At 65.8% G+C, this 23,931-nt stretch carries 19 protein-coding genes and 2 tRNA genes; 8 read left to right on the forward strand and 13 right to left on the reverse strand.

Going from position 1 to position 23,931, the window contains the following annotated elements; genetic code table 11:
- Window positions 1-47: 47 nt before the first annotated feature.
- Complete coding sequence (gene mobA, locus VL52_RS13525) at window positions 48-644, forward strand: molybdenum cofactor guanylyltransferase MobA (protein ID WP_046157502.1); 597 nt, start codon at window positions 48-50, stop codon at window positions 642-644.
- Window positions 645-650: 6 nt separating this feature from the next.
- On the opposite strand, the gene fdhD is transcribed toward mobA, so the two are convergent.
- Complete coding sequence (gene fdhD, locus VL52_RS13530) at window positions 651-1,427, reverse strand: formate dehydrogenase accessory sulfurtransferase FdhD (protein WP_235429294.1); 777 nt, start codon at window positions 1,425-1,427, stop codon at window positions 651-653.
- 151 nt (window positions 1,428-1,578) lie between these two features.
- Between fdhD and VL52_RS13535 the strand changes: the two genes are divergently transcribed.
- The gene (locus VL52_RS13535) at window positions 1,579-1,860 is read left to right on the forward strand and encodes a hypothetical protein (protein WP_046157519.1); all 282 of its coding nucleotides are present in this window, start codon (window positions 1,579-1,581) and stop codon (window positions 1,858-1,860) included.
- A gap of 143 nt (window positions 1,861-2,003) precedes the next feature.
- The gene (locus VL52_RS13540; RefSeq protein WP_046157504.1) at window positions 2,004-4,307 is read left to right on the forward strand and encodes an FdhF/YdeP family oxidoreductase; all 2,304 of its coding nucleotides are present in this window, start codon (window positions 2,004-2,006) and stop codon (window positions 4,305-4,307) included.
- A 28-nt stretch (window positions 4,308-4,335) separates the two neighbouring features.
- On the opposite strand, the gene VL52_RS13545 is transcribed toward VL52_RS13540, so the two are convergent.
- From VL52_RS13545 to VL52_RS23335, 4 genes are all read right to left on the reverse strand, one after another.
- Window positions 4,336-9,543 (reverse strand): PAS domain S-box protein, encoded by a 5,208-nt coding sequence (locus VL52_RS13545; RefSeq protein ID WP_144410245.1) that lies wholly within the window; start codon window positions 9,541-9,543, stop codon window positions 4,336-4,338.
- Between the two features lie 127 nt (window positions 9,544-9,670).
- A complete protein-coding gene (locus VL52_RS13555) occupies window positions 9,671-12,121 on the reverse strand; it encodes a GGDEF/EAL-containing response regulator (RefSeq protein ID WP_046157505.1) in 2,451 nt (816 codons plus the stop codon).
- A gap of 311 nt (window positions 12,122-12,432) precedes the next feature.
- Window positions 12,433-12,864 (reverse strand): hypothetical protein, encoded by a 432-nt coding sequence (locus VL52_RS13560; protein WP_144410246.1) that lies wholly within the window; start codon window positions 12,862-12,864, stop codon window positions 12,433-12,435.
- Window positions 12,865-12,977: 113 nt separating this feature from the next.
- Window positions 12,978-14,489: a tyrosinase family protein gene (locus tag VL52_RS23335; protein ID WP_052729289.1), complete on the reverse strand. Its 1,512-nt coding sequence runs from the start codon at window positions 14,487-14,489 to the stop codon at window positions 12,978-12,980.
- A gap of 122 nt (window positions 14,490-14,611) precedes the next feature.
- On the opposite strand from VL52_RS23335, the gene VL52_RS24560 reads away from it, so the two are divergent.
- Entirely contained in the window at window positions 14,612-14,845 is a 234-nt protein-coding gene (locus VL52_RS24560) for a hypothetical protein (protein WP_144410247.1), read from the forward strand.
- A gap of 220 nt (window positions 14,846-15,065) precedes the next feature.
- Window positions 15,066-15,518 carry a MarR family winged helix-turn-helix transcriptional regulator gene (locus tag VL52_RS13570; protein ID WP_046157507.1) on the forward strand — a complete coding sequence of 151 codons (453 nt, stop codon included), beginning with the start codon at window positions 15,066-15,068 and terminating at the stop codon, window positions 15,516-15,518.
- A gap of 135 nt (window positions 15,519-15,653) precedes the next feature.
- Here VL52_RS13570 and VL52_RS13575 read toward each other — a convergent pair.
- The 3 genes from VL52_RS13575 to VL52_RS13585 all read right to left on the reverse strand — a co-directional run bounded on the left by VL52_RS13575 (window position 15,654) and on the right by VL52_RS13585 (window position 17,074).
- Window positions 15,654-15,744, reverse strand: a tRNA-Ser gene (locus tag VL52_RS13575).
- Between the two features lie 52 nt (window positions 15,745-15,796).
- Window positions 15,797-15,887: transfer RNA gene (locus tag VL52_RS13580), tRNA-Ser, on the reverse strand.
- Window positions 15,888-15,946: 59 nt separating this feature from the next.
- On the reverse strand, window positions 15,947-17,074 hold the full coding sequence (locus VL52_RS13585) for a GNAT family N-acetyltransferase (RefSeq protein WP_200896018.1): 1,128 nt from the start codon (window positions 17,072-17,074) through the stop codon (window positions 15,947-15,949).
- A gap of 73 nt (window positions 17,075-17,147) precedes the next feature.
- On the opposite strand from VL52_RS13585, the gene VL52_RS13590 reads away from it, so the two are divergent.
- From VL52_RS13590 to lolA, 3 genes are all read left to right on the forward strand, one after another.
- Window positions 17,148-18,740, forward strand: coding sequence for an NAD+ synthase (locus tag VL52_RS13590; protein WP_046157508.1), 1,593 nt, complete (start codon window positions 17,148-17,150; stop codon window positions 18,738-18,740).
- Between the two features lie 143 nt (window positions 18,741-18,883).
- Entirely contained in the window at window positions 18,884-20,023 is a 1,140-nt protein-coding gene (locus VL52_RS13595; RefSeq protein ID WP_046157509.1) for a hypothetical protein, read from the forward strand.
- A gap of 101 nt (window positions 20,024-20,124) precedes the next feature.
- On the forward strand, window positions 20,125-20,742 hold the full coding sequence (lolA, locus tag VL52_RS13600; RefSeq protein WP_046157510.1) for an outer membrane lipoprotein periplasmic chaperone LolA: 618 nt from the start codon (window positions 20,125-20,127) through the stop codon (window positions 20,740-20,742).
- Between the two features lie 55 nt (window positions 20,743-20,797).
- Here the strand turns inward: lolA and VL52_RS13605 are convergent, their stop codons facing one another.
- From VL52_RS13605 to VL52_RS13625, 5 genes are all read right to left on the reverse strand, one after another.
- On the reverse strand, window positions 20,798-21,598 hold the full coding sequence (locus tag VL52_RS13605) for a class I SAM-dependent methyltransferase (RefSeq protein ID WP_046157511.1): 801 nt from the start codon (window positions 21,596-21,598) through the stop codon (window positions 20,798-20,800).
- Window positions 21,599-21,865: 267 nt separating this feature from the next.
- Window positions 21,866-22,462 (reverse strand): recombination mediator RecR, encoded by a 597-nt coding sequence (recR, locus tag VL52_RS13610; RefSeq protein WP_046157512.1) that lies wholly within the window; start codon window positions 22,460-22,462, stop codon window positions 21,866-21,868.
- A gap of 58 nt (window positions 22,463-22,520) precedes the next feature.
- On the reverse strand, window positions 22,521-22,964 hold the full coding sequence (locus VL52_RS13615; RefSeq protein ID WP_144408870.1) for an Rv1443c family protein: 444 nt from the start codon (window positions 22,962-22,964) through the stop codon (window positions 22,521-22,523).
- 40 nt (window positions 22,965-23,004) lie between these two features.
- Window positions 23,005-23,331 carry a YbaB/EbfC family nucleoid-associated protein gene (locus VL52_RS13620; RefSeq protein WP_046157513.1) on the reverse strand — a complete coding sequence of 109 codons (327 nt, stop codon included), beginning with the start codon at window positions 23,329-23,331 and terminating at the stop codon, window positions 23,005-23,007.
- Window positions 23,332-23,336: 5 nt separating this feature from the next.
- Window positions 23,337-23,931: DNA polymerase III subunit gamma/tau C-terminal domain-containing protein (locus VL52_RS13625; RefSeq protein ID WP_326980824.1), on the reverse strand; the 595-nt coding region annotated here is incomplete at its 5' end.

The raw sequence follows: 23,931 nt of genomic DNA on the forward strand, positions 1-23,931 counted from the left end.
CAGGCGGCTCCGGCCGCCTGTTTTCATTCCAGCCACGGGAAAATCACATGCCAAGCAATCGCTCCGCTGAATTCGTCACCGCCCTCTTGCTCGCCGGCGGCGAGGGCCGGCGCATGGGCGGCGTAGACAAGGGGTGGGTGGCGCTCGACGGCGTGCCGCTGGCCGAGCGGGCGGCGGCGCGGCTGCGGCCACAGGCCGACGCGCTGCTGATCAGCGCCAACCGCAATCTGGAACGCTACGCCGAACTGGGGCGGGTGGTGGCGGACGCGGCGGAATTCGCCGGCGGCGGACCGCTGGCGGGACTGGAAGCCGGACTGTCCGCCTGTCCTGGGCCCTGGCTGGTGACCGCCCCCTGTGATCTGCCCTTCCTGCCGGACGACCTGGCGACGCGGCTGCTGGCGCCGCTGCTGCGCTGCGAGGCTCTGCTCAGCGTGGTCCGCTGCGACGGCCATCCGCACCCGGTATGCATGGCGGTATCCGCGGACCTGCTGCCCTCGCTGCGCGACTATCTGCGCGGCGGCGGACGCAAGGTCAGGGAATGGCAGGCGCGCGCCGGCGCGGCGATGGTGGACTTCGACGACGCGCCGCAAGCCTTCCGCAATCTGAATACCCCGGACGACCTGGCGGCCGCCTCGCGAGGCTGAGCCGCGTCAGGCCGTGTACTCGACGAAGCCGTTCTGCCGGCAGAAGCTGGCCAGCGCGACGCCGGCGCGGCGCGCGATGTCCACCGCCAGCGAGGTGGGCGCGGAAATGGTGGCCAGCAGCGGAATCCCGGCCCTGGCGCATTTGCGCGCCAGCTCGTAGCTGGCGCGGCTGGACATGAAGGCGAAGCCGTCGCCCGGATCCATCCCCTCCAGCGCCAGCCAGCCTATCAGCTTGTCCAGCGCGTTGTGCCGCCCCACGTCCTCGAACACCGCCTTCACCTCGCCGTCGCGGCCGCACCAGGCCGCCGCGTGCGCGCAGCCCGTCGCCCGCATCAGGCGCTGATGGGCGGGCAGTTCGGCCGCCGCGCGCGCGATCGCCGCCGCGTCCGCGATCACGGGATGGGCCGGCTTCTCCATCGGCCCGGGCTCCAGATCCAGCAAGGCCAGGCTCTCGATGCCGCACACGCCGCAGCCGCTGCGGCCTTCCAGCGAGCGGCGCCGGCCCTTCAAGGCCAGGAAAGCCGGCTGGGCGATTTCCAGCCTGACCTCGGCGCCGCCGGCGACGAAATCGGCTTCGACGTCGAAAATCTCCGCCCGCCGCCCGACAATGCCCTCGCTCAGCGCGAAGCCCACCGCCAGCCGTTCCAGATCCAGCGGCGTGGCCATCATCACCGCGTGCGAAATGCCGTTGAACACCAGCGCCACCGGCGTTTCCTCCGCCACCAGGTCCTGGTCTGGCCGGATCTCTCCATCGCGATGGCGCACCACAGCCAGCGATGTCATCCCCTCTTCCGTCCCGCCATTGTCTTGCTTGCGCATCCGTCCGCCTCGTTTCGCGTCCTCCGGAAAGAAGGCCGCCGTGAAAATCCATCATTCCATCCATTGGCCGCGCCGCCATCGGTTACACTGGCGCGCCCGACACCGCGCGACCGCCATGACCGACCTGCCCCCCATCGACCAGCTGGATCCCAGCATCGCCGCCCTGCTCGCGCAGCTGTGGCGGGCCGCGTCAACCGGCGGCCAGCCCTGGCCTCTGGCGCGGCTCGCCAAGCAGGGCGGACTGGGAATGAGCACGCTGCTGCGCTGCCTGAACCTGCTGGCCGAGCTGGGGCTGGCCCACATGGAGCGCCGGGACAACGGCCGCGGCCGCGCCTGGCTCAGCGAAGAAGGCCTGGCCTGCTGCCGGCAATGGTTCGCCCCGGCGGGCCAGGATTGACATTATCCCGCCGGAGCCGCCCCGCGCGCCAGCAAACGCCGCCCGCAAGGAATTTACCGCAAGCGGCCGCCATCCTTTATCCTTGCACCTCTTGATCCAAAGCAAAACCGGAACCACACCTTTCCAGCAGGAGCCGCCCCGACATGAGCCATTCCAAGACCAGCGAACGCATCCAGCTGTACGCGCAACCGGCCGGCGGGCTGGACTCCCTCAAGAGCACCACGGTCACGCTGATCAAGGAAAAAGTGCCCGGCAGCCGTTACAAGACGCTGTTCCACCAGAACCAGCCCGACGGCTTCGACTGCCCGGGCTGCGCCTGGCCGGACCGGGAGCATACCTCCACCTTCGAGTTCTGCGAAAACGGCGTCAAGGCGGTGGCGGCCGAAGCCACCTCCAAGCGCATCGGCGCCGATTTCTTCGCGCGGCACACCGTCGCCGAGCTCTTGGAACAGAGCGATTACGAGCTGGAGCAGCACGGCCGCCTGACCGAACCGCTGGCCTACGACGCCGCCAGCGACCGCTATCTGCCGATAAGCTGGGATGACGCCTACGCGCGGGTCGCCGGCCATCTGAAAGCCCTGCCTCATCCGGACCAGGCCTCGTTCTACGTCTCCGGCCGCACCAGCAACGAAACCGCCTTCCTGTTCCAGCTGTTCGTGCGCATGTACGGCACCAACAATTTCCCGGACTGCTCCAACCTCTGCCACGAATCGTCCAGCCGCGCGCTGCCGCAAACGGTGGGCGTGGGCAAGGCCACGGTGGTGCTGGACGACTTCGAGCACGCCGACACCATCATGGTATTCGGCCAGAATCCAGCCACCAATCACCCGCGGATGCTGAACGAGCTGCGCGCCGCCGCCAAGCGCGGCGCGACCATCGTGTCGATCAACCCGCTGAAGGAAAAGGGACTGGACCGCTTCGCCAGCCCGCAGCATCCGCTGGACCTGGTCAACGGCGGCGCCCGCATCAGCTCGCTGTTCATCCGCCCGACGCTTGGCGGCGACTTCGCGCTGATCAAGGGCGTGGCCAAGCGGGTGCTGGAGCTGGACGACGCGGCCGTCGCCGCCGGCGGCGAACGGGTGCTGGACGCGGCCTTCCTGGCCGAGCATTGCGCCGGCTTCGACGCCTTCGCCGCAGACCTGCGCGCCGAAAGCTGGCCGGACCTGGCCGCCGCCTCCGGCGTGCCTTACCAGGATATCGACGCTCTGGCCCAGACATACGCGAAGGGCAAGGCGGTGATCGCCACCTGGGGCATGGGCCTGACCCAGCACCGCGATTCCGTCGCGGCGATCCAGATGCTGTCCAACCTGATGATGATGCGTGGCAACATCGGCCGCCTCGGCGCCGGCCTGTGCCCGGTGCGCGGCCATTCCAACGTGCAGGGCGACCGCACCATGGGCATCGAGGACAAGCCGGCCCAGGCCTTCCTCGACCGCCTGCGCGACGTCTACGGCTTCGAACCGCCGCGCGGGCACGGCCTGGACGCGGTGGACACCATCAAGGCGATGCTGGACGGCCGGGTCAAGGTGTTCTTTGGCCTGGGCGGCAATTTCGCCATGGCCACGCCGGACACGCCACGCACCTTCGAGGCGCTGCGCAACTGCGATCTGACGGTGCAGATATCCACCAAGCTGAACCGCAGCCACCTGGTCCACGGCCGCGACGCGTTGATCCTCCCGACGCTGGGCCGCACCGAGATCGACCGTCAGGAAATCGGCCCGCAAGGCGTGACGGTGGAAGACTCGATGTGCATGGTGCACCTGTCCTACGGCATCAACCCGCCGGCCTCGACGCAGCTGCGTTCTGAAACCGGCATCGTCGCCGGCATCGCCGACGCGACGCTGGGCGGCGGCAAGGTGGACTGGCTGAGCTATGTGGGCGACTACTCGCGGATCCGCGACGAGATCGCCAAGGTGTTCGACGCCTTCCACGATTTCAATGCCCGGGTCACCAGGCCCGGCGGCTTCCACCTGACCCCGGCCTCGCGCGAGCGGCGCTGGCTGACGCCGAGCGGCAAGGCGCAGTTCATCGTCAACGCGCTGGAGAAGGACACGCCGATCGCCCGCGCCCGCGCGCTGCACGGCGACCAGCTGATGGTGCTGATGACCGCCCGCTCTCACGACCAGTACAACACCACCATCTACGCGCTGGACGACCGCTACCGCGGCGTCTACGGCCAGCGCCGGGTGCTGCTGATCAACCCGGAGGACATGGCCAGGCTGGGCTTCGCCGACGGCGAGCGGGTGGACATCTTCACCGTCTGGCACGACGGCATCGAACGCCGCGCCGACGGCTTCCGGCTGGTGGGATACGACATCCCGCGCGGCTGCCTGGGCGCCTATTTCCCGGAAACCAATCCGCTGATCCCGCTAGACAGCGTGGCCGACGTGTCCAACACGCCGACCTCCAAATCGGTGCCGGTGCTGCTGAGGCGCGCGGCGGCCTGAGCGCGGGCCGGCCGCCTGCGCGCCCCGATCAGCCGGCCTCCGCCAACAGCTCCCTGACGATGACGATCGCCTGCTCGAACTGCAGACGCTGCACGCAGGCCGCCACTTCGCGCACCAACTCCTCCTGGCCGCTGAGCGGCCGGTCCAGCAAGCCATCCACCAGGTCTATCGCGGCCAGGTTGCTGTCCTCCAGCAGGGCCAGAATATCCCGCAGCTGCTCCAGCCAATCGGCCGCCGGCAGCGGCTTCGACGCTTTTCTGGCCTCTTCCGCCGGCAGGCTGTCGAACAGCTGCGCCACGCTGTCATCCAGCAGCCCGCGCAAGCGCTCCAGATCCTCGCCGCCTATCGCCTCTCCCGCGCGCGCGCGCTTCTCCAGCGCGGCGGCCTGCTGGCTCAACGCCTGCGCGCCTAGCGTGACCGACAAGCCTTTCAGAGTGTGCAGCCCCGAAGCCAGCTCCGACTGCGCGCCCAGGCGTCCGTTTTCGGCGATGCCGGTCAGCAGCGCGTCGCACTCTGGACGGAAGGTGGACAACGCGGCCCGGTAGACCCGCAGCTTGTTGCCGAAACGGCGCAGGCGCGAAGGCAGCGGCTCGACCAGCTCGCCGGTTTCCGCCGCATCCCGCGGCAAGGCTTCCCGCGCCGGCGGCGGCCCGCCGCCCGCCGCGGCCTCGCGGCCGCTCAATTCCAGCAGCTTGAGCACCAGTTCGTCGATGTCTATCGGTTTGCCGACATGGTCATTCATCCCGGCCTCCAGGCAGGCGGCACGATCCGCCTGGGACGCGTTGGCCGTCATCGCCAGGATGGGCAGGCTACGACAACGCGGATCGGCGCGGATCCGGCGGGTGGCCTCCAGCCCGTCGATGTCCGGCATCTGCACATCCATGATCACGATGTCGAACAGCGGATCCGCCTCCACCGCCTGGGATACTCCCGACAGCCCCCCCTCCGCCAGGCTGATCCGCGCGCCCTCCTCCTGCAGCAGCTCGGACGCCACCAGCCGGTTGAGCGCGTTGTCCTCCACCAGCAGGATGCGCATGCCGCCCAGCCGCCGGGTTGAAACCGGCTGCGCGATCTCCCTCTCCGCTCCGGTTACCGAACGGATCACCGCGTCCACCAGCTGCTGCGGCGTGATCGGCTTGGTCAGGAAATCGCTGAACGGCGGGTTCGGGCTGTCCGCCGCCTCGGCCAGCACCTCGCGTCCGAAGGCCGTCACCATGATGATCACCGGCGGCTTGTCGCGCGACAGCTGCTGCCGCATCATTTCGGCGACGCCGACGCCGTCCAGGCCGGGCATCCGCCAATCCATAAGCACCACATCGTAGAGCTGCCCCGCCATATCGGCCCGATGCACTTTTTCCAGCGCCTCTTCGCCGCCATCGGCGTATTCGGCCTTCCAGCCGACGGTGGAGATGGTGTCCATCAGGATTTCACCGGCCAGCGGGTTGTCGTCCACCACCAGGATGGCCAGCGGCCCCAGCGACTCGGCCGGCGCATGGGCCAGCGGCTCGTCCGCGGCCATTCCCAGCGTCAACTCGAACCAGAAACGGCTGCCGCAGCCGAACTGGCTTTCCACCCGCAATTGGCCGCCCATCAGTTCCACCAGCCGCTGGCTGATCACCAGGCCCAAACCGGTGCCGCCGAAGCGCCGGGTGGTGGACGCCTCGGCCTGGGTGAAGCCTTCGAAAATGCGCGCCAGCTGCTCCGGCGCGATGCCGATGCCGGTATCGCTGACCTCGATGTACAGGCTGACCTCGCCGCCGCCGCGCGACGACTCGCGCACCGTGATCACAACCTGCCCCTGGGTGGTGAACTTCAGCGCGTTGCCGGCCAGATTGATCAGGATCTGCTGCAACCGCAGCCGGTCTCCCACCAGTATGGAAGGCAGCGTCGGCTCCATGCGGAACAGCACTTCGACGTCCTTGTCGTTGGTATTGCCCGACAGCACCACCGCCAGTTCGCGCATCAACCCTTCCAGCTCGAACGGGTGCAGATCCAGCTGCAGCTTGCCGGCGTCCATCTTGGAAAAATCCAGAATGTCGTTGAGCAGGCCCAGCAACGACTTGGCAGCCGCCTGGATCTTGCCCACATAGTCGAGCTGGCGCTCGTCCAGCCGGGTGTGCTGCATCAATTGCAGCAGGCCCAGCACCGCGTTCATCGGCGTGCGGATCTCGTGGCTCATATTGGCCAGGAACTGGCTCTTCGCCACGCTGGCCTGCTCGGCCAGACTCTTGGCCTCCAGCAGTTTCTGCTCGTAGGCGCGGTTCTCGCTGATGTCGCGGTTGATGCCGGTGACCCTCACTCCATCGCCGTGGCGCTCCAGGCGGGCGCCCACTTGCACGTGGCGGATTTCGCCATCAGGATGCACCACCCGGAACACCTGCTCCATCGTCTCGCCGCTCGCCAGCAGTTCGCGCAGTCTGGCTTCCATGTAATCCACGTCCTCCGGGTGCACCCGCTCGCGCCAATGCCGGTATTCCAGCCCCTGCTGGGCCAGCTCCGGGGGCTGGCTGTAGATTTCGAACATCTGCGCGTTCCAGTTGAGCTGATTATCCGCAGGAGACCAGCTCCATATACCCAGTTGCGCCACTTCCGAAGCCAGCTGCATCTGATCGCGGGCGGCCACCAGCTCCCGCTGTTGCCGCTGCTGGACGGTGATGTCGGTGGCGATGGCCAGGTAGCCGACCACCAATTCGTCGCTGTCCCGCATGGCGGTCATCATCAGCGACACCTGCAGATGGGTGCCGTCCTTGCGGACATAGGTCCATTCCCGCGTTTCCGCGCCCGCGGCCTCTGGCTCGTGCACCAGGGCGCGGAGCCCCTCCACCCGGCGCTCATATCGCGCGGTCAACTCCTCGCCATGCGCGCTCAGCTCTTCCGCCAGATGGAACCGGGTCAGCATCGCCTGCCCCACCATCTCGTCTTCCGAATAGCCGAGCATGCGCTGCGCGCCGCTGTTGAACAGCGAAACCATGCCGTGCACGTCGGCGGCGATGATGGCCACTTCCGATGCCGCGCGCAGCACATTGGTCAGCAGCCCATGCACTCGGGCGAGTTCGGCATCGGCCAGCCGCCGCTCGGTGATGTCGATGCGCAGCGCGATGTAGCGCTCGATGCGGCCGCTATCCCCGACATGGGGCACGATCACTGTATCGAACCAGCGCAGCCGGCCGTCCCGGGTCCGGTTGCAGAGCTCGCCGCGCCATACCCGGCCCGAGCCTATCGTATGCCACAGCGACTGCCAGAACAGCACCGGGTGCACCCCGGCGTTCAACTTGCGGTGGTCCTGCCCCAGCAACTCGTCCCGGCTGTAGCCATGAGCCACGCAAAACAGGTCGTTGGCTTCCAGGATGCGTCCTTCGGTGTCGGTCGCCGAATACAGCAGTTGCTGATTGATGGTGTTCAGCAACTGATCGCGTTCCCGCAGCGCCGAAGTCATTCGGCTGCTGCTCTCCACCTGCTCGGAAATATCCTGCACGATGGCGTAGAAGCCCTTTACCCCGCCATCCACAAAATCGGGCAGATAATGGATCAGCGAATAGCGCACGATGCCGTCCGGCCCGGGTATCCGCCGCTCGAAAACCTGCGGCTCGCCCCGCAGCGCGGCTTCCACGTGGACAAGATTGGCCTGGTACAGCTCCTCGCCCAGCACGGACTTCATCGACCGCCCGGGCAGATCGCCGTGATCGATGCCGAACCAGGTCCGGTACGCCTGGTTGGCCACGCGGTTGATCTGGTCGCTGTCCCAATAGCCGATGATGAAGGGCACCGCGTCCAGCACCGTCTGCAAAGTGCGCCAGGCCTTGTCCAGCTCCGCCGTGCGGTCGGCCACCTGCCGCTCCAGATTCTCGCTCAGGGCCTGCAACTCGGTCTTGATCCGCTTCTGCTCGCTGAGATCCCTCAGCACTTTGGATGCGCCGACGATTTGCCCGGCTTCGTTCTGCACCGGCGACACCGATACCGACACATTCAACAAAACGCCGTCCTTGCGCTGGCGCACTGTCTCGAAGTGCTCGATCCGCTCGCCGTTCGCGATCCGCCTCAGGATGTCAGCCTCCTCTCCTTTCCGCCCCTCCGGCACGATCAGCTCGGCCAGCGGCCGGCCTATCGCCTCGTCGGCCCGGTAGCCGAACAGGCGCTCGGCGCTGTGGTTCCAGCTGGTGACCACGCCCGTCAGCGTCTTGCTGATGATGGCGTCCACCGAGCCCTCGACGATGGCCGCCAGCCGATTCTGCGCCGCCCGCAGTTCAAGGCGCCGCTGGCGGTTGCGCCCCACCACCAGCGCCAGCAGGCTAGCCAGAATGCTCGCGCCCAGGCCGTCCAGCGCGGCCTGGGCGGCGCTGGGCAGCCGCAGGCTGTCGACAAAGGCGGGGCCCGCCTTCAGGGTCAATCGCCAGTCGCGTCCGAACAATTGCTGCTGGGTCGAAGCCGTCGCCATGGTCCGGGACACGCCGGCGCCGCCGCTGAAAAAAGCCACCGCCCGGCCATTGGTCACATCGGCCAGCTCCACGGCCACACCGGGCAGATCGTCCATCGCCCCCGCCATCGCGTCGCTGGCGCGTATGGGCGAGAACACCCATCCGAAACCCGCCCTCAGCCGCCCCTCTTCGGTCGCGGGCATCACCCCGCCGCCATACACCGGCAGCAACAACAGGAAAGCCTGCGCCTTATTCTCTGGATGCGGCATCAAGGCGATGGGCCCGCTCAGCCGGGCCTGTCCGCCGCGCATCGAAGACTCGGCCGCCTCGCGTCTGCCGGGCTCGGAAGCGATATCCAGACCGATGGCTGAGCGATCGCCCCGATCCGGCTCGAAATAGACGATGACCGCGCGCTCGCCGTCATGCGGCCGCAGTTGATGGACGGCGAAATCCGGCGCCCCATCCCCGCGCTCCCGCCGCTCGAACTCGGCCACCTGCCGCTGCGGCACCCGGCGGATATAGCCGAAACCCAGCAGACCGGGATATTCAATAGAAGCATCCAGGCTCTGGGCATAGGTGTGGAAGCGCGCGCGGCTGATGCCATGCTCGCCATTGCTGGCGATGGCGCCGCGAGCGCCGCTCAAGCCATACTGATAGCGCTGGATGCGGGCCGCCACCTCCGCGCCCAGTTGCCGGGCCTCGCGCTGCAGCTCGGACGCCACCCGCGCGCGGTTGTCGAGCGCAACCTTCCACCCCAGCAGCAAGCTCAGCGCGGCGCCCAGCAACAACACCAGCAATGCGGCGGCCGGTGTCGACAACAACGGCTTTTTCATCCAGACAGACGAGTCGCAATGTCCGTTCAAGGCATGCCCCCAGGTTTGTCGTCAAATCATGGCCGTTCCGGCCGAACGCCATCCGCGCGCCGAAAAGCATGGATGATGCTGGCCGTCAGGCGAAACACCTGTCGATTTCGGCAACCGGCTCCGGCCTGCCGTAGAGAAAGCCCTGCATGATGTGGCAGCCCAGCTTGAGAAGCTCGCTGGCCTGATCCTCCCGCTCCACGCCCTCCGCCACCAGGCGCAACCTCATGCCCTGCGCCATGCTGATGATGGCGGCGACGATGGCCGCGCTATGGCGATCGACTAGCATGTCGCGAATGAAGCTCTGGTCTATCTTCAGCACATCCAGCGGAAACAGCTTCAGATAGGACAGGCTGGAATAACCAGTGCCGAAATCGTCGATGGCGATGGAGACGCCCAGGCTTTTCAGCTCGGCCAGCACGCTCATCGTCCGCTCGACATCCTGCGCCAGCACGCCTTCGGTGATTTCCAGCTCCAGCAGCTCGGCCGGCATGCCGGTTTCCTTCAACGCCTGCCTCACCGTATCGCAGAAGTCCGACTCGGTCACCTGCACCGCAGACACGTTGACCGCTATCCGCAAGCGCCGACCCGCGTCCAGCCAGCGCTTGCCATCCAGACAGGCCTGCCGCAGCACAAACAGCCCCAGCGGCACGATCAGGCCCGTCTCCTCCGCCAACGGAATGAAATGGGCCGGGGACACAATCTCGTTCTTGTCGTTGCGCCAGCGCAGCAACGCCTCCAAGCCGACCACGCTGCCGTCGCGCGCATCCACCTTGGGCTGGTAGTAGACCAGGAAGCCTCCCTGCTCCGCGCCCATCCGGATATGCCTCTCCAGCGCCTGCCGCGTCAGCAGCGCCTCCTCGATCTCGGCGGAGAAAAAACGGTAGCGGTTGCGCCCTTCCTGCTTCGCGCGGTACATCGCGGCATCGGCGTGGCGGTAGAGCTCCTCCTGGTCCTTGCTGTCGTCCGGGTACAGGCCGACGCCTATGCTGCCGGAAAGATCGTAGCGGCTGCCGTCCAGCAGATAAGGCTCGGAGATGGCTTTCAGCATCTTGTCCGCCATCGCGCCCGCTTGCTCTATGCCCCCCAGGCCCGGTATCAGGATGATGAATTCGTCGCCGCCCTGGCGGCTGACGGTGTCGCAGGGGCGCAGCGCGGCCTGCAGACGGAGGGCGACCTGTTGCAGGAGCTGATCGCCGACCGTATGCCCCATTGAATCGTTGATCACCTTGAAATGATCGAGGTCCAGTATGTACAGGCCCAGTCTGTCGCCGACGTGGGCTGCCTGTTGCAGCGCCTGCTGCGTGCGATCCTGCAGCAGCATCCTGTTGGGCAGATTGGTCAAGGCGTCATGGTGGGCGAGATAGGTCATCTTCACCGCCATCGCCCGGGCCTCGCTGACATCGTGGAACACGATGATGGCCCCGGTCAGCTGGCCCGCGTGATCCAAGATGGGAGAGGCGGAATCCTCCAGCTCCAGCAACTGGCCATCCCGACGCATCAGCGCGCAGTTCATCGCCATGCCTACCGAGCGCTGCTCGGACAGCACCAGCCGGATTGGATTGAACATCGCATGCCCCTGGGAGCTCTCCCTCAGCGGCATGATTTTTTCCACCGGCTCGCCCAGCGCCTCCTTGGCCTGCCAGCCCGTCATGTCCTCGGCGATGGGATTCAGGAAAGTGATGTTGCCGTTGGCGTCGGTGGCGATGACCGCGTCGCCGATGGAGTTCAGCGTGATGCGGATGCGCTCTTTCTCGTCGCGCAGCGCCAGCTCCGCCCGCTTGCGCTCGGTGACGTCGGTGATCAGCATCAGGAAACCGGGTTGTCTATCCTCGTCCGGGCGGAACACCAGCGACACTTGGCCGAACAGCAGACCGCCCTCGCGCCGGACGAAGCTCAGATCGAACGATGGGCAGTTGCCGCGCATCACGTCTTTCAAGTGCTCTTCGATGGCGGCGTAATTGGCCTCGCCCAGCACCTTGCGCACGTGCATGCCGCGCATGGTGGCGGCGGCGACGCCGAACCAGTGCCCCGCGATATCGTTGCAGAACTGGCAGCACAGATTGTTGTTCCAGTGCGCGACGAAGGCCGGCAGATGCTGCAGCACGTCGACCAAGTCCTTCTTGACCCGCGCCAACTGCCTGGTCCTCATCTGCAGCGCCAGGTGGGTCTGGATGCGCGCGCGCGCCACCGGCACGTTCAGCGGCTTGTGCAGGAAGTCGACGCCGCCCAGGCTCAGCGCCTGCAGCTCATGCTCGCGTTGATCGTGCGAGGTGACGAATATCACCGGGATATCCCGCAGCCGGGATGACTCCTTGATCGCCCGGCACACCTCGTAACCGTCCATGCCCGGCATCTCGATGTCGAGCAGGATCACATCCGGCACGTTCTTTTGGGCGATTTCCAAAGCCGCCTTGCCGCTGGTGGCAAAGCGCACCTCTCCCAGGCCCTGTACCGCCTCCCTGATCACGTGAATATTGCTTGCCACATCGTCGACGATCAGGATGCTCGCCTGCTCGCGTCGCAAGTCGTTGAACATCTCGTTTCCTTGTGACGGCGCAGCTGCATGCGGACGTTGGCGCCCGCATCCGGCATGCCGGCTTGCTGGTCAAATTTCCCGCTTTATGAAATCCATTGTAGTTATGCTAGGGCGCTAGGGTTAGGAGAAAGTCCAATCCGCCCCCGGTATTTCCGCCTGCCGGCACGCGCAAAGCCTTGGCGCGCGCCGAGGCGCCATCCTGATACGTACTATTACGGAAGAGCGCGCTGACAGGCGGGATAGATGCCGGAACGCAACCGCAGGCCGGTTGGCTTGGCTGCCCACGCCGCCAGGCCGGAGCCCCCGGCAGCTCACTCGCGCCATATTTCTATGCTGTCCATCGCGGCCCGGCCGGCCTTCTCCACCGGCCCCGCCGCTTGCAGCAACAGGCGGACGACGCATGGACCCTGACGGTTTGCCAGGAGCTTGGGTGCCAGCTCGAAACTGGCATCCCGCCGGACGCCGGGCCCAATGCCGTAAAAGTTGAACTCGCCGACCTGCTGGCCAGGCGCGCGCGTGTCGCGCCGGACCAGCAGCACGCGATAGCCGGGATGCGGCCCCTCGTCCGCCCTCAGACCTCGGAGATACAAAGTGGCGCGTCCTCGGCGACCATGGCAGGCCCGCGCATCCAGCGGGATCGATATGCTGACGGCATCGACTCCAATCTCCACCCCGCGGCCGTTGCCATCATACCTCCCCAACAACCGCATGCCCGACGCGTCAGCCTGCGACGGGCCGGACAAGGCCAACGCCAACGCGGCGCAAGCGAAACGCTTTCCAGACCCCATATGCCGCGCCCTCCCCGACGCTCGGCAGCGGCGCGGCCTGCCCAGAATCCAGGCCGCGCCGCGCCTCGTCACGACGCCACCAGCGCTATCTTGTCTATCGTCGGCATCGCCTCGTCATTGCCGTCGGGAATCGTAGGCACCAGCGTGACCTGGGGTTCGCCCCCGCCGTTCTTCTGCAGCCAGGCGCGCGTCTCCGCCCTCAACAGGAAACTGAACGCCTTCTTGTCCGGGCTGTTGCCGGCACCCTCGCCGTCATGCTGATGGGTGCCGGCCGCGCTGAAGAAATTGATCTGCCCCACGAAGCCCGGCCCCCGCTCATCTGCCGTCGGCGCGCCGCCGGTGTGGACATAGACGCTGTAAACGCCGTTGACGGCTCCATGAGCGGACAGGCCTTCAAAACGCAGGAACAGGCTGGACTGCTTGCCGAGCGCGCCCAGCCGGCTCGACAGCATCTCCACCCGCGGCGCGGACGCGGACGTAGACTTCGCGTCGCCCAGGCTGACGGTGACCGGCGCGTTCCCCAGCCTCACCAGACCCGCGGCTTCGCTCGCGAAGCTCTCCAGGCGCATGGCCAGCGCGGCCTTGGGCAATGCCAGCTTGATCGGGAACGGCAGGCTGCCCGGCGGCCGCGAGACATAGCTGGAATAAGCGTCTTTGGGAAGAGACAGGTAATTTTTGACCGTCGCGACCACCGCGGAGCCAGTCGGCGACGCGAAAACGAACTGCTGGTTGAGGAAAGGCGAGTCGGACGGGTTCTTGCCCCCGGCCAGGTTCCAACTGGCCCAGATCCGGTCGATATTGCAATGGTGGATCCAGAAAATAGGATCGTTCGCCGCCCACGGCACCTGGGCCATGCCCTTGCTGTTGCCGACATCGACATGCAGCGCGCCATGCGGATTCATGTCCGTGTTCGCGCAGAAGCCCGCGTCGCCGGCCGAGCCGGAATACAGATTGGACTTCATGCAGTCCAAAGTCAGCGCGCTGCGCCCATCGGTGACATTCTTGCCCGCATTGGTGCCAGGCCAGCGGGTCTCGCGGTACAACGAGCCCCAGACCGCATCGCCGGGCCGGCGGAACTCGATCGGCAGCACTTGCTGATTGGGATCGGTGTAGTCCCAATATGGCAGCGTGAAATCATGCCTGCCAGACACCTGGCGGATGATGTCTTCGAAATAAGTGATGAACATCCGGTGCCAAGGCAGGAAGAAATCCTCGCGCTGCCCCGAGCTATGGGCCTGACAAGTATTCCACATCTTTTCCGCCAGCGTCCGGTTAGCCGATGGCGACGGATACACCCGGCTCAGTTCCTGCTGCTTGGTCCGGTCCCCCCGCACGAAATGGGTGTACCACTGGAATATCCAGTTCAGCGGATTGCCCTCCGGATACAGCGCGGGGTCCATCATTTTCTTGACCGCGCCCGCGTAGATCTGCAGCATCGCCTTGCCCTGCGGGCTGGCGACGTTGTAGCGGGTGCCCCGGTTCAGGCGCAGCAAACGCGCCAGCGAGGGCTCGGACAAGGCGAGGCTGCCAAAGACGATGGCCCCGCCTTTCAGCAGTTGGCGACGATTCAAATCGGACATGTTTCCTCCCAGATGCGGATCATGGTCACGGATCCGTTTTCGCGCGTTCGGCTCGATGCCGCTTGGCCGCGGCGGGAAATTGGATGAGATTGCAAGGGAAGCCAGGAAAAATATGAGCCGCAATGGATAAACGGACCGTTTTATTTCTTGCTGGCATTATCCTGATTAGATGTCCGCTACTCGGCTCGCAATCCGGAGCAACACTTAAAACAGAACCAAGCCTTGCCCGGAAACCCGACATAAAACAGGCAAACCGCCTCCGCTTGCGAGTTATTCCGCACCGCAATATGCTGGACAGCGCAAACAAAGGAGACTTCCTGCTTTCCGCCGTTTCGAGCGGAAAATGGCTGGAATGAACCGGACAGGCAGATTTCGCGCACCAATTGGCCGAGACGCCGCGATTCATTTGATGCAAGGTTTCAATCGCAGTTTGAGCGCGCGGATAACGCCGATTCATTTTCCGATGACGGGATGGCGGATTTTAGTTTTTCGACTGGTGATAATCCGGCGGCAAAGCTTGGCATCGACAGGCGGATTCATGTATAAGCAATAATCTGGTTTATTATTTATGGCGTTATGAAACTGCGACTCACCGAACGCTTCGGCTTTCTCGTCAGCGACACCGGCCGTCTGTATGGCCGCTTTTTCGATCTGCGCGCGCGGCAACAACTGGGACTGTCGCTGGCGCAATGCCGGCTGCTGGGCGCGCTGGCGGCGCATGAGGGAGACGGCGGCCTGTCGCAAGTGGAGCTGGCGGACCGGCTGGATCTGACGCCGATGGGCGTGGCGACCCTGTGCGACCGGATGCAGGCCGCCGGCTGGCTGAAGCGGGTGCCCTGCCTCAACGACCGCCGCGTCAACCGCATCGAGCTGCTGCCGCCGGCCTACGACGCGCTCAAATCGGCGATGGCCTTGGGAGATGAGTTGCAGCGCCAGGCCCAGCAAGGCCTGGATGCCGGCGAAGCCAAGCAGCTGCAAGCGTTGCTGCGAAAGGTGCACGGCAATCTGAGCGAGCTGCTATCCAAATGAATGAGCCGCGCCGCGGCATGATCGCCGTCGTCGCCATGCCGCCCTTGGACGCCGCCATCGCCGGCATGAAGAAAGCCGGCCGGTTTTCTTGCTGCGGAAAAGCGAAAAGCCCCGACATGTCGGGGCTTTTCAATTTGGCGGAGAGGGGGGGATTCGAACCCCCGTTAGGCTATTAACCTAAACACGCTTTCCAGGCGTGCGACTTAAACCACTCATCCACCTCTCCGGAGGTGTCTTGCTAAATTGTCGAAACCGCCAGGCGATTCCGTAATGAATTCTGGCGGAGAGGGGGGGATTCGAACCCCCGTTAGGCTATTAACCTAAACACGCTTTCCAGGCGTGCGACTTAAACCACTCATCCACCTCTCCAGAACTCTGGATCGATACGCTGGGCGTTTCGTTCACAGAGGCTGCGCAGTATATAAGCCCTACACATCCCGCGCAAGTGTTTTATAAGCCGAATGGGAAAATAACTGATCGACATAATCAGCCACACCTTCGCGTTCGCGCCGCAGCCAATCGGCGATGGCGGAGCGAAAGCGCGGATCGGCGATGTAGTGGGCGGAAACTGTACTCTCCGGCTCGAAGCCGCGGGCTTGCTTGTGCTCGCCCTGGGCGCCGCCCTCGAACGTCTCCAGCCCCTGGCGGATGGCGTATTCCAGCCCCTGGTAATAGCACAGCTCGAAATGCAGGCAGGGCACCTCCTCCAGCGCGCCCCAGTAGCGGCCGTACAGCGCGTCGCCATCCCGGACGCACAGGCTGGCGGCGATGTCGCGCCCTTCCCGGCTGGCGATGAACATCACGCAATGCCCGGCCAGCCTCTCGCCTATCCGCCGGAAAAACTCCAGGTTCAAATAAGGCAGGGAGCCATGCTCCAGATAGGTCTGCCGGTAACAACGGAAAAACAGCTCCCAATCCGTCGAGGCGATATCGCCGCCACTCAGCGCCCGCACCGCCACCTCGGCCTCCGCCACCTTGCGCCGCTCCTGGCGTATTTTCTTGCGCTTGTCGCGGCTCAGCGTGGCGAGGAAATCGTCGAAATCGGCATAAGCCCGGTTGCGCCAATGGAACTGCACGCCGTCGCGCAACAGCCAGCCCGCCTCCCGCAGCCGGCCGGCCTCGCCCTCTGTCGGAAACAGCACGTGTGCCGACGACAGGCCATTGTCGTCCACCAGCTGCCGCAAGCCGGCGATCAAATGCGCCTGCTCGTCCGCGCCGCCCAGCAACCGGCTGCCGGTCACCGGGGTGAACGGCGAGGCCACCACCAGCTTCGGGTAGTAATCCAGCCCGGACCGGGCGTAAGCCTCGGACCAGGACCAGTCGAACACGTACTCGCCGCGGTTGTGCTGTTTCAGATAGGCCGGCGCCAACCCTACCGTTCGCCCGTCGCGTTCCAAGGCCAGCGGCAGCGGCCGCCAACCCGTCTCGCCGCCGACGCAGCCGGTTTCCTCCAGCGCCGCCAGCCATTCGCGGCCGACGAACACCCCCGCGCCCTCGCCGGCCGGCCACGCTGCTTGCGCGATGGCGGCCACGCCGTCATACAGTTGCAGCTGCAATGCTTTTCCTTTCTGGACAGACGCCATCTTCAGGTAAAATCGAACGATCAAGAATCATCGGTGCCCTCTCAAGATGCGTATCGCACTCGCCCAGTTCAACCCCGTGGTCGGCGACATCGCCGGCAATGCCAAAAAAATCGTCGACCTCGCCAACGCGGCCATGGCCCAGGGCGCTGACATCCTGCTGACGCCGGAGCTGGCGCTGACTGGCTACAGCCCCGAAGACCTGCTGCTGCGCGACAGCTTCTACCGCGAAGTGGCCAAGGGCCTGGACATCATCGAGCAACTGGACGGCATCACCGTGATCGTCGGCCATCCGGCCCGGATAGGCAACGAGCGCTTCAACGCCGCCACCGTGCTGCGCGACGGCCACCGGCTGGGCCAGTATCACAAAATGCAGCTGCCCAATAATGAAGTCTTCGACGAATGCCGCTACTTCACCCCCGGCGCCGCGCCGCTGGTGTTCGAGCAGAACGGCGTCAAGGTGGGCGTGCTGATCTGCGAGGACATCTGGCATCTGGAGCCGGCCGCGGAAACCGCCGACGCCGGCGCCGAGCTGATCGTAGCGCTCAACGCCTCGCCCTTCCACCGCGACAAGATCGAAACCCGCCAGCAGATGGCGCGCTTCCGCGTCGAGGAAACCGGCCTGCCGATGGCCTATGCACAGATGGTGGGCGGCCAGGACGAGCTGGTGTTCGACGGCGCTTCGTTCGCGCTGAACAAGGCGGGCGACGTGGTCGCCCAGGCCGCGGCCTACGACGACGAGCTGCTGCTGGTCGACTATGCCGACGGCGACCTCCAGCCCGGCAAGCGCGCCGCGCTGCCGGACATGCTGGAAAGCGTCTACCGCGCGCTGGTGGTCGGCGTGCGCGACTACATCGGCAAGAACGGTTTCCCCGGCGCGCTCCTGGGCCTGTCCGGCGGCATCGACTCCGCGCTGACGCTGGCGGTGGCGGTGGACGCGCTGGGCGCGGACAAGGTGCACGCGGTGATGATGCCCTCGCGCTACACCGCCGACATTTCGGTGACCGACAGCCGCGACATGATCGCCCGCCTGGGCGTGAAGTACGACGAAATCGAGATCTGGCCGATGTACGAGAGCTTCATGGCCGCGCTCGCGCCGTCGTTCGCCGGCCTGGAAATGGACACCACCGAGGAAAACCTGCAGGCCCGCATCCGCGGCACGCTGCTGATGGCGCTGTCCAACAAGAGCGGCAAGCTGGTGCTGACCACCGGCAACAAGTCCGAGATGACCACCGGCTACTGCACGCTGTACGGCGACATGGCCGGCGGCTTCGCGGTGCTGAAAGACGTGGCCAAGACCCTGGTGTTCGAGCTCTGCCGCTGGCGCAACACCGTGTCCGACGTGATCCCGGAACGCATCATCACCCGCCCGCCGTCGGCCGAGCTGCGTCCGGACCAGAAGGATCAGGACAGCCTGCCGCCGTACGAGATTCTGGACGCCATCATGGCGCGCTACGTCGAGGACAACCAGTCGGCCGCCGACATCATCGCCGCCGGCTACACAGAGGCGGATGTGAACCGCGTGGTGCGGCTGCTGAAGATCAACGAATACAAGCGCCGCCAGGCGCCGGTGGGCCCGCGCGTCACCCCGCGCGGCTTCGGCAAGGACTGGCGCTACCCGATAACCAACAAATTCAGCTGACGCTCGCCCGGACGGCCGCCTGGCAGACGTCCGCCGCGCGCGCAGGTCAAACGCATAGCCATTGCAGCTGCGATATAATCCCGGAATACCCAGACGATCCGCCAGGATCGCGCACCATGGACATTAACAGGACCTTGACCACAATGACCCGCATGAAACTGGCGGCCGCCGCCGCCCTTTCCTCCCTCGCCCTGCTCGCCGGCTGCGCCACGCCGCTGGCCGGCAAGACGCCCGACGAAGCTACCCGCAAGGTGATGCTGCAGAACTGGCAGAACGCCAGCTACAACTTCGACGCCCAGATCGGCTTCGACAAACTGGTCTTCACCGACCGCGACTCCAAGCTGGCCCAGCCCGACATCGCTGACACCATAGATCAGGTGGGCCGCGCCGTGCGCGTCAACGTCAGCGGCGCGGTCGACGCGCCGAATGGCAGGGTGGAAGCCATTCCGGAGCTGCGTTTCGAGCGGCGCAACCTGCTGGCCAGCATCAAGGTCCCGCTTCAATTCCACGCCCAGGACATGTCGCTGCTGGTGGACCCGTCCGCCGTCGACCTGTTCCTGCCCTCGCTGCGCAAACAGTCCGGCAAATTCATCCGCGCCAAGCTGCCGGCCGAGATGGCCAGCCAGATTCCGCTGAAGGCCATGTACCAGGCGATGCCGAGGATCATCGACGATGCCTACGCCCAGGCTGACAAGCAGGCGTTCAGCTTCCAGCCGCTGGACGCCTACGCCGGAGAAATCGGCGCGCATTACAAGCTGCGGATGGATCTGAGCCGGGAACAGGAGCAAAAGCTGACCCTGCAGATGCTGGAGGGTCTGGCTAAAGTGGCGCACGAACAGATCAAGCCTTCTGCGGACAAACCCGGCGAAGACAAGTCCGGCGCCGAGGCGATGATTCGCCTGGTGCAGGGCCTGGTCAAGCTTGACCCGGTCAGCGGCGACAAGAGTCGCACCGTCAGCGACATCTACGCCAGCCGCGGCGGCGACCTGCTGGCCCTGCGCCAGAAAGTCCACATCGAAGCGCCCGAGTTCAGCGGCGACGCCTACGTCAATGTGCGCTACAGCCATTACGGCAAGCCGCAATTCGTCTACCAGCTGAGCGAAAACGACATCGTCGACTTCGACAAGCTGGACCTGCCTGACTGGCTGAAGGACACCGACAAGCTGCTGCCCGGCGAGCACGCCGAAGCCCCCGCGCCCGCCGCGGCGGCCGAGCCTCAGGCTCAAGCGGCCCAACCCCAGGCCAAGCCCAAGAAGAAGCGCAAAGCCCGCCGCGCGCAATAATCGCCAACACAATCGCCCGGCCCGGCGATGAACCGGGCCGGCGCCATGCCGGTCTTACCTTTTTCATTCCGGCCCGCACCGCCCGCGAGGACATTGACGCCATGAAACCGTTTTTCCCGATGCTGGCCGCCGCCATCGCCGCCAGCCTGGCCGCGCCTGCCCAGGCTTCCGCCGTCGCCCAGCTCAAAGCCTTCGTTTCCGGCAGCAAGACGCTGTCCGCCGACTTCAGCCAGACCGTAAGCAACAAGGGCAAGCGCGAGGAAGCCAGCGGCCGGCTGGAAATCGCCCGCCCCGGCAAATTCCGCTGGGAATACAGCAAGCCCTACTCGCAGCTGATCATCGGCGACGGCAAGACGCTGTGGATCTACGACCAAGACCTGGCTCAGGCCACGCGCAAGGCCCAGGGCGCCGCGCTGGGTTCCAGCCCGGCCGCGCTCTTGGCCGGCAGCAACGAGATCGAGCGCAGCTACAAGCTGAACGAGGCAGGCAAGCAAGGCGAGCTGGAATGGCTGGCCGCCAGCCCGAAAAAGCAGGACAACACCTTCAGCGCCATCCGCATGGGCTTCAAGAACAATATGCTGGTGGAAATGCAGCTGACCGACAGCTTCGGCAACGACACCCGCATCGTGTTCAGCAAGCCGCAGCAGAACGCCGCGCTGCCCGCCTCCCGCTTCGCCTTCGTTCCGCCCAAGGGCGTGGACGTGGTCAGCGGCGACTGACCCCGCGCCCCTCGTGAAAAAGCCCGCCGTTACCGGCGGGCTTTTTTTTCGCGCCTCACGCTGGCTTGAGCGCCCAGGTGGCGATGAAGGTGGGCAGATAGCGATCAATCAGGAACCGCGGCCGCGGCTGCCAGTCCTCGTGAAAACCGGCGATCAGAAAGCCCGCCGCCGTCTGCCCGCCGATCAACTCGGCCAGGCTGTGGCCGAACACCAGCGCCTCGCCCTTCGTTCGCTTCGCCGCCAGCTCGGCCTCGGACAAATGCGCGGGATCGGCGTACGGGATGGCGAATCGCGGCCTGATCAGGCCTTGCTCCAGCAACGCCGGATCGCGGTCGGCGACGAACACCGCCGGGTTGTAGAAGCTCGCCAGCAAGCGTCCGCCCGGCCTCAGCACGCGATGGCACTCGCGCCACACCGGCGCCACATCCGGCACATAGAGATTGGAGATCGGATGGAACACGCAATCGAAGCTCGCGTCGGCGAAGCGCGACAGATCGCGCATGTCGCCCTGCTCCAGCCGCAGCGCCAGGCTCTCGCGCTCGGCCACCTCGCGGTCGCGCGCCAGCTGTTCGGCCGACGCGTCCAGCACCGTCGTCCGCGCGCCCGCGGCGGCCAGCAGCGGCGCCTGCTGGCCGCCGCCTCCGGCCAGGCACAGGACGTCCAGGCCGCGCGCATCGTCCAGCCATCCCGCCGGCAAAGGCCCCGGCGTCAATCTTGCCAGCATGCGCCCCTGGCGGGCCTCGGCGATGGCGGCTGCGTCCACCGGCCGCGACCATTCGCATTCGGCGCGCGCCTGGCGATCCCAGGCGGCCTGGTTATAATGGAAAACATCTTGTTGTTGAACGGCATCGGGCATCTTGTCCTCCGTTGAGGAAAGGGAAATCAATGCCGACGCGCGCGCTGCGCGAAAGTCGCCTCCCATCAGGCTCAAGGGACGGGAAGGATTCGGAACGGATTGTCGAAAACAGGCAATGCGCACGCTCGCACGCGCCGGACGGCGGAACGAATCGGGGATGCGGAGGCATCCGGGCATCACTTGTTCATTTCGACAGGACTCCTGAGGATGAAATCGGCGTGGGAAGCGCCGATTCTAGCGAAGCGGCCATGACAAGACAATGCCCGCTTACACGCCGCGGCGTTCGTACACCGCCTGTGCCAGCGTGCCCAAGTCGACATACTCCAGCTCGCCGCCCACCGGCATGCCGCGCGCGATGCGCGTGACCGACAGGCCGCGCTCCTTGAACAGCTCGCTGAGCATGTGGGAAGTCACCTCGCCTTCGGCGGTGAAGTTGGTGGCGATCACGATCTCGCTCACCCGCCCGTCCAGCGCCCGCGTCAGCAGCTTGTCCAGATGCAGGTCCTTGGGGCCGATATTGTCCAGCGGCGATATCCGCCCCATCAGCACGAAATACAGGCCTTCGAAGCACTTGGCCTGCTCCAGCATCATCAGGTCGGCCGGCATCTCGACGATGCACAACTGGTCCTGGCGGCGCGCCTCGTCGGCGCAAATGGCGCACAGCTCGGCCTCGCTGAAGGTATTGCAGCGCTGGCAATGAGTGAGCTGGGTCAGCGCCCGGTCCAGCGCGCGCGCCAGCTTGTCGGCGCCCTGCTTGTCCCGCTGCAGCAGATGGAACGCCATCCGCTGCGCGGTTTTCGGCCCCACGCCCGGCAACACTTTCAACGCGGAGATCAATTGCTCCAGCGCGGGAGGATTCTTCATCGACACGGCATCAACCTGGAAAAAGCGGCCAGACGGCCGCGATCGGAAATCATCAAAATCAGCGGTAGCGCCGGCGCAGCCGATAATGGCGCCAGGCGAACACCAGCCGGAACAAGGGCCGGCACACCGGCAGCATCCACGCGCAACGCGGCTGGAACGCCACCCGGTCCACCACCTCGCAGCCGCCGGCCGCCGCCCTCACGCGGCGGCGATGCCACCAGACGCGCTGCCCCAGCATGCTCGAGCGCTCGTCGAAGGCGCCGGGCTCGAGGCGCAGCAGCGTCAGCTCGTCATACTCCACCGGCAGGCAGCCCAGCAACAGCATCCAGCAGCGGCCTATGCGCGCCGGCTGATCCAGGCGCGCGGGCAGCTCGCCCGGCGGCAGCCGCATGCGCAGCCACGGGAAGAACTCGTCGTTGATGCCGCGCCGGCTGGCCGCGTCGGCCCACACCGCCTCAGGCGGACGCGGCAGACGGCTGCGCAAGGTGAAGTGTCCGAACACGGCGGCTCCCACAAAAAAGGCCCGTCGCCGGGCCCTGGGATCAGAACGGGAGTTTCATCCCGGCCGGAAGGTTCAGGCCGTTGGTGAAGCCGGACATCCGCTCCTGGGTGGTGGACTCGACCTTGCGCACCGCGTCGTTGAACGCGGCGGCGATCAGGTCTTCCAGCATCTCCTTGTCGTCGAGCACGCTGTCGTCGATGGCGACGCGCTTGACGTCGTGGGAGCAGGTCATCAGGACCTTCACCATGCCGGCGCCGGATTGGCCTTCCACTTCCACCAGGGCCAGCTCTTCCTGGGCCTTCTTCATGTTTTCCTGCATTTGCTGGGCCTGTTTCATCAGGCCGGCGATACCAGCTTTACCGAACATCGCGGTCACTCCTGTACGGGTTGAATGGTCTCGATGAGCAGCGTGGCGCCGAACTCGCGCACCACCTGCTGCACCACCGGATCGTTTTGCATGCATTCGCGGGCGACGACCAGCTGCTCCTGGCGCAGCCTGGCGTCGGTCATCGCCGGGGTTTCCATCCCCAGCTCTTCCACCGTCACCGCGAGATCCACCGCGTGGCCGAAGCGTTCGGCCAGCGCGGCTTTGAGTTTTTCCTGATAATCGCGTCCGCTCATGTGGCGGAAGCTCTCGGGCACCGCCAGTTCCAGGCGATCCTGGCTCCAACTCTTCAGCACGGCGTTGTGCGCCAGCATCCGCGCGGCGCCGAGCTTGATGCCCAGATCGGCGACCAGCCGCTGCCAATCGCCGTCGAAGCTGTAACTGGACGGCTCGTCCTCCAGCGGCGGTTGCTGCATGTAGGCCGGCATCGCGTCGTCGTCGGACCACGGCGCGTCGACGATCTCCTCCTCGTCGCGCTCGTCCTCCGCCTCCTGAATCACAGGCTCCGGCTTGGGCACAGCCTGGCTTGGAGTCGGCGGTGGGCGCGATTCCGGCATAGCCTCAGGCTTTGGCTGCGCCGCC

It is taken from the genome of Chromobacterium vaccinii (assembly GCF_000971335.1).
Lineage (GTDB): Bacteria > Pseudomonadota > Gammaproteobacteria > Burkholderiales > Chromobacteriaceae > Chromobacterium > Chromobacterium vaccinii.